We start from the raw sequence: 6,000 nt of genomic DNA, 5'->3' as shown, positions 1-6,000 counted from the left end.
GGGTCTGTGCGAGGATGGAAGAGCCTGTGAAGAAGAGCAGGCGGCTTCCAGCTCCGAAGCTCTGTACCCGGGCAGCATGGAAATCTGTGCCTTTTGAGGGCAGAAGGCGTTGGCGGAAAGGAGCGAAAAGGAATAGCTGGGGCGAGGCAGAGGCTATCCCGAGGCAGCCTTGCCAACTGGTGCAGACTTTCCGCTATGTGAGCCGTGAGCGCTGGGCGCCTGTGCTGAGGATTCCCTGCCCTTTTTTAGGGGCTGTACGCCTCGCAGATCTGTCATGTGTTTTGGGGAGTGCAGCTGGGAGATCGGCGTACCGTTGTCGTTTCAGATGGTTCTGCTCATGGGGGAGTGCAGGGGCATGCGGTTCGCGGAGCCTTCATTCAAGACGCTACCAGAGAGCATGCATCACAGTGTGTTGCCATCGTCGCACAGGATGACGGACAGGCACAGCCCTGCTGGCACAGCGCTGCCGGGGTCAGCTGTTTTTTCTGCGCGTGCCCCACAGATAAAGCAGCGTAAGGCTGCCGCAGCCAAGCAGGATGCAGGCCAGCAGCAGGACAGGCCAGAGGCCGGTCGCCATAAGATAGCCTTCCAGGCCTGTATGCAAGGAGCCATCCCAGTCCACGAGACGGACAGGATGCAAGCGGGAGAGTACCCACAGGGCCGCCAACCCGCCCAGGCCGCAGCAGAACGGCAGCGTGCCCAGGATCAGGGGAAGGAGCCGGAGGTTGCGCACGGGCCCGGCTGGTTCCGGGCGTACGCTGTCTTCCGCAGGAGGGACAGGTTCCGGAATGAGCTCCCGGCCTGCGGGAGCGATGAGTTCATCAAGACTCGTCTGCAGCACGTCCCGCAGCAGGGCAAGCCGGTCGATGTCCGGGGACGACAGGCCTGTTTCCCATTTGGCAACGGACTGGCGCGAAACACCCATGCGGGAGGCCAGTTCTTCCTGCGTCATGCCCATGGCTTTGCGTCGGCGCAGGATCTCCTGCCCAAGTCGGATCCGTGCGTTTTTCATAGGAAAGATTGCGGAGAGGAGAAAAAAAGAGGTGGCGCAAGGCCACCTCTTCGGCAGGCAAGATTTACTTCAGCTTTTCCAGCGCATCATCATAGAACTTGCACATATTTTCCAGATTCTGTTCTTGCTGGAGTTTCAGCAGTTGGGGCTGCAGTTCCTGCATGATCTTGGCGTAGCCCTGGGGGTCAGCCTGGGATTTTTTCTGGACGGCGGCAGCGAATTCGTTGGCTTTCTTCTGAGCTTCCTCAGGAGAGCAGGCAGCCGACGCGAGGGAGGTGGTGGACAGAAGCAGGGCGCAGGCCAGCAGGATCCAAAGTTTTTTTATACATACCTCGATGCGTTGGACAGCGGTGCTGTCGGTTGATTCCCAAATGGGAATTTTTACCTAATCATACTTGCTCGCAGCAGGCAACCCATTATCGGTTGCAATCGGGCAACTTTGGGTTGCTTTTCGAAAAATCAAGGGTTGCGGGAGGTTGAAATAGATATTGCGCGATGTGCGAGGTGAGTTTTCCGCCTTTGCGGAAAGAGGGGGATCGGCAAAAGAAGCGCCTGGGGTTCGCGGCATTCGGGAGCCGGATGTTTTCTTTTTGCCTGTAGAGCGGGGAGACAGCATGCCCTTGACGACGGGCGGCACTTACATCTAAAAAAATGGCCTACTGACCAAGTCAGGAATGTCTTGCGAGTGGCCAGGAGGCCGCTCCCGGTTTTTTGCCAAAGGAATGCATATGAAAAAGTTTACTCTCGCCGTCCACAGTCTCGGCAATATCGGTACCCGTGTGGTGGAAGCGGCCCTTGCCGCCCCTGATTGCCAGTGCCTCGGCGTGATCCGCCGTGCCGAATCTCTGGGCACGCAGAGCCATGCCCTGCGTGGCCTGCCCGAATTTGCCGATCTGGCCAGCCTGGAAGCTGCCCAGGGCCGCCCCGACGTCATCGCCCTGTGCGGGCCTTCGCGCAGCATCCCGGAAACGGCGGAAGCTTTTCTGAAGCAGGGTTACAATTGTGTGGACAGCTTCGACATCCACACCGAGATCCCCGCCACCGTGGCCCGTCTGGATGCCGCCGCCAAGGCCGGTAACAGCGTCAGCATCACGGCCGCCGGCTGGGACCCCGGCACGGACTCCGTGCTGCGCGCCCTGTTCGAAGCCATGGTGCCCCGCGGCACCACCTTCACCAACTTCGGCCGTGGCCGTTCCATGGGGCATTCCGTGGCTGCCCGCGCCATCAAGGGCGTGGCCGATGCCGTGTCCATCACCATCCCCGTGGGTGGCGGTCGCCATTCGCGCCTGGTCTATGTGGTGCTGGAAGAAGGTGAAAATCTGGCTGACGTGACGGCCCGCATCAAGGCCGACGATTACTTCGCCCACGATCCGCTGGACGTGCGCCAGTGCCGTGACCGCGAAGAACTGGTTTTCGTGGCCGACCAGTCCCACGGCGTGCTCATGGAGCGCACCGGTGCCTCCGGCATGACCGACAACCAGATCCTCAAGTTCGACATGCGCATCAACAACCCGGCCCTGACCGCTCAGGTGCTGGTCTCCTGCGCTCGCGCCACGACCCGCCTGCAGGCCGGCTGCCATACGCTCATCGAAGTGCCGCCCATCGCCATGCTGCGCGGTGAACGCATGGACATCATCTCTCGCATGGTCTAACGGGCCATAAGCGGTTCGACTCTTTGTCCCCTGTCGCTTTTGAGCGGCAGGGGATTTTTTTGTTTCAGGCAAGGCGATGCCGCATGGCACCGGAGGCAGCAGAAGCTCTTCGGATTGCCGACGATCCTTGCTGCGGGGAGGGAAGAAAACAGAGCGGGGGCACAGCAGAGTCAGGAGGAAAGAGTCCCTAAGCTGGAGATATGAAAAAGACCTCCGCGCAGGCAGAGGCCCTGGGAAAAGGCACAGGAGAGGACGGTAGGGTTGCGGAAGGGTCCGGCGAGGCCGGGAGCGGATCGCATCCCCAAGGGGTTCGCTGACAGCCCGGATCGGGCCGGGAGCGGACTTCCAAGGGCATGATTATGACGCAGGCGGTGCCGGTCTTGGGCAGGACAGACACGCATTTTTCCAGACCTCACGGCCCGGAAGCTGCCTATTCTCCGGCGATCTGTCCCAGCAGCAGGGCTTGTTTGCGGGTCTCTCCGGTCAAAAAGCTCATGGAATTCAGACGGGCCATACTGCCGCCTTCGTTGGGCAGCTGCACCAGATCGGTGAAAACTTCCTTGTACTGGACCCAGGCCCGCTGGCCTTTGAGCAGCTTGTCCGAGCAGGCCTTGGGATCACTGGAGCTTTTGCAGGCCTGCCGGGCCTTTTTGTAATTGGTATTGAGCCGGGCGTCCCAGTACTCGTAGGCCTGCTGCAGACAATTCAGCATCTCTGTGGTGACGCCGCCGCTCTGTTCCATGCAGCGATCGAAGCCCGGGGCCAGCTCATCTTCTTCGGCCATGGCCGGGGCCGCCAGAAAGAGCAGGGCCAGACAGCAAAGCAGAAGACGCAGTTTCGGCATGGATGACCTCCCATGATGTTTGCCGCCAGCATAGACGGCTTTTCCGGCCGGAGCAACGCTCCTGCGGCATTGGCTGTCCCTGCCCGGGAGAATGGAAGCGAGGGGGCTATGGTCACGGAGGAAAGGGAGGTATGGCCGGGGCGGGCCAGGGGACGTGCGCGCTCCACAAGGCGGGGAGCGGGAAAGAAAGTCCTCTTTTTGTGACTGCCGGCCCCAGACGTGAGGACGGAGATCTGTCCGGGGGGCGGAGAGAGAGGCAGGCCGGGCATGGGCTCAGGTTGAAGGCAGGAAGGGCGTCCGCCACACGGCTCGGTATCTTGGCATGGTTGCAGCACAGGTCGCGCAGACCAGACATCGCCAGTACTGCGCGACCGTCATTTCCCGTGGTATGGCGTGACCGCCGAAAGGCTAGGCGCCGAGCCAGCCCCGAACTTCTTCCGCACTGGGGACGCGCCCCGTGCACATGATGCCGCCATCGATGACCACCGCAGGGGTGGCCAGCACGCCCAGGGCCATGATCTCCCGCAGGTCGGTGATTTTTTCCACCGTGGCGTCGCTGCCGGAAGCGGCCACCGCCTTGCTGACGATCTCGTACGCTTCGGCACATTTGGAGCAACCGGGACCAAGGACTTTGATGATCATGATGCTGCCTCCTTTGGCAGGATATTGAGAGGAAGCGGCAGGGCGGGATGGGGGGGCCGCCCTCCGCCACGATGCGGGGAGGACGTGTACGCCCCCTGCTTTGCCCCTGCCGTGACCGTTGTGAGACCGGAGCAAAGGCCCGTGCGGCATGAGGCACGGGCCCGCTTTATGCTAGAACAGCGTGAGCTGCAGGCTGTTGAACAGCCAGCCCACCAGGGTGAAGATGACCAGCAACAGGCCCAGGAAAAGGGCCAGCAGCTGCCAGCGCATGACCTGCTTGAGCATGAGCATCTCGGGCAGGCTGGCGGCCACCGTGCTCATGCAGAAGGCCAGGGTGGTGCCCACGGGCAGGCCCTTGAGCAGCAGGCTCTCCATGATGGGCACCACGCCCGTGACATTGCTGTACAGGGGGATGCCCACCAGGACGGCCACCGGGACGGACCACCACTGCCCCTGGCCCAGATGGGCGGCGAACCAGTCCTGCGGCACGAAGCCGTTCAGGAGCGCCCCCAGACCCACACCGATGATGACCCAGCGCCAGACGCGGCGGAAGATGCCGGTCATCTCGTCCCAGGCGAAACGGTGCCGCTCTTCCAGCCCCAGACGGGTGTTGCGTTCATCCCGCGCCGCCTGGCCGGAGACCCCCAGCATGCCGCGCAGGAAGGGCTGCAACCAGCGTTCGGCGCGGAGCAGATCCAGCAGCCAGCCGCCCAGCATACCGGCCGCCATGCCGACGACCACATAGACCACGGTGAACTTCCAGCCCAGCAGGCCCCAGAGCAGGACCACGGCGATCTCGTTGATGAGCGGCGAGGTGATGAGGAAGGCCATGGTGATGCCCAGCGGGATGCGGGCCATGGTGAAGCCCAGGAAGAGCGGGATGCTGGAGCAGGAACAGAAGGGCGTGATGGCGCCGAACGTGGCCCCCAGCAGATAGCCGATGCCCCGGCCCTTGCCGGAAAGATAGTCGCGTACCCGCTCCACATGCAGCCCGGCCCGCAGCCAGCCGATGCAATAGACCATCAGCACCAGCAGGAGCAGGATCTTGGCGCTGTCATAGAGGAAGAATTCCAGAGCCAGGCCCGGGGCCCCGCCGGGCGTCAGGGAGAGCAGGTCGAAGGTCAGCCAGGTGGCCAGCGGCTGGATGGATACGTACAGGCCCGTCCAGGCCAGCAGCACGGCCAGCAGGGTCAGGGCGTAACGCGGGGCGGAAAAAGGACGCGGTGAGGAAGGGCTCTTGTCCATAAATACTCCTTATTGGCAAAATTGCCAAATTTGAGGGTAAAAAAATCCCGCCGCAGCGGGCCTGCCTATTTGTTCCGCAGCATGTCCATCTGGCTCAGGATGCGCTTTTCCAGCAGCTGGCCGGTACAGGCCAGGAACTGGTCCAGGCAGCAGAGGGCAAGGCTGTAATAGATGTTCACGCCCTGCTTGCGCCGGGTGACCACACCGGCATCACGCAGGACAGCCAGATGCTTGGAGATGGTGGACATGTCGTCCCCCACCAGGGCCTGCAGGTCACAGACGCATTTTTCACCGTCGCGCAGGGCATCGACCATCAGCAGACGGCTGGGATGGCCCAGGGCTTTGAAGATCCGGGCCTGTGCCTCGATGAATTCCTTGTTGTGCTGCATGTTGTCCCTTTATTTGATCATTTGGCAAAATATTCCTGAAAGGCCTTCCTGTCAAGATGGTGCAGGAAAGCCGTGCCCAGGTCAACGCCGCCGGGGGGCCCGGCGCCGACAGACCGGCGGCAAGGCGGCAAAAAAAGGCGGCCATGCGGGAAGGCCCGCATGCCGCCGTCCGTCATCACCGGGCGGAGAGGCATCCCCCTCCGCCCCGGCGGGATG

Annotated in this window: 7 protein-coding genes; 2 read left to right on the top strand and 5 right to left on the bottom strand. The window is 62.2% G+C overall.

Features of this window, described 5'->3' with window-relative positions; genetic code table 11:
- Window positions 1-472: 472 nt before the first annotated feature.
- The gene (locus ACQRCJ_RS05885) at window positions 473-1,012 is read right to left on the bottom strand and encodes a helix-turn-helix domain-containing protein (protein WP_168936551.1); all 540 of its coding nucleotides are present in this window, start codon (window positions 1,010-1,012) and stop codon (window positions 473-475) included.
- Between the two features lie 31 nt (window positions 1,013-1,043).
- Between ACQRCJ_RS05885 and ACQRCJ_RS05880 the strand changes: the two genes are divergently transcribed.
- Together ACQRCJ_RS05880 and ACQRCJ_RS05875 are read left to right on the top strand one after the other, a co-directional pair.
- Window positions 1,044-1,376, top strand: a complete 333-nt coding sequence (locus ACQRCJ_RS05880) for a hypothetical protein (protein WP_303956016.1) — start codon at window positions 1,044-1,046, stop codon at window positions 1,374-1,376.
- A gap of 364 nt (window positions 1,377-1,740) precedes the next feature.
- Window positions 1,741-2,664, top strand: a complete 924-nt coding sequence (locus tag ACQRCJ_RS05875; RefSeq protein ID WP_303956017.1) for a diaminopimelate dehydrogenase — start codon at window positions 1,741-1,743, stop codon at window positions 2,662-2,664.
- Window positions 2,665-3,094: 430 nt separating this feature from the next.
- Here ACQRCJ_RS05875 and ACQRCJ_RS05870 read toward each other — a convergent pair whose 3' ends face one another.
- From ACQRCJ_RS05870 to ACQRCJ_RS05855, 4 genes are all read right to left on the bottom strand, one after another.
- Entirely contained in the window at window positions 3,095-3,508 is a 414-nt protein-coding gene (locus tag ACQRCJ_RS05870; protein ID WP_297137588.1) for a lysozyme inhibitor LprI family protein, read from the bottom strand.
- Window positions 3,509-3,916: 408 nt separating this feature from the next.
- On the bottom strand, window positions 3,917-4,150 hold the full coding sequence (locus ACQRCJ_RS05865; protein ID WP_168935171.1) for a thioredoxin family protein: 234 nt from the start codon (window positions 4,148-4,150) through the stop codon (window positions 3,917-3,919).
- Window positions 4,151-4,321: 171 nt separating this feature from the next.
- On the bottom strand, window positions 4,322-5,395 hold the full coding sequence (locus tag ACQRCJ_RS05860; RefSeq protein WP_427799472.1) for a permease: 1,074 nt from the start codon (window positions 5,393-5,395) through the stop codon (window positions 4,322-4,324).
- Between the two features lie 65 nt (window positions 5,396-5,460).
- Window positions 5,461-5,784 carry an ArsR/SmtB family transcription factor gene (locus ACQRCJ_RS05855; protein WP_168935170.1) on the bottom strand — a complete coding sequence of 108 codons (324 nt, stop codon included), beginning with the start codon at window positions 5,782-5,784 and terminating at the stop codon, window positions 5,461-5,463.
- Between the last annotated feature and the right edge of the window lie 216 nt (window positions 5,785-6,000).

Origin of the sequence: Desulfovibrio sp. SGI.102, assembly GCF_050314315.1 — a bacterium.
Lineage (GTDB): Bacteria > Desulfobacterota > Desulfovibrionia > Desulfovibrionales > Desulfovibrionaceae > Desulfovibrio.
Note: the sequence above shows the minus strand (reverse complement) of the source record. Positions and strands in the feature narration are given on the sequence as shown.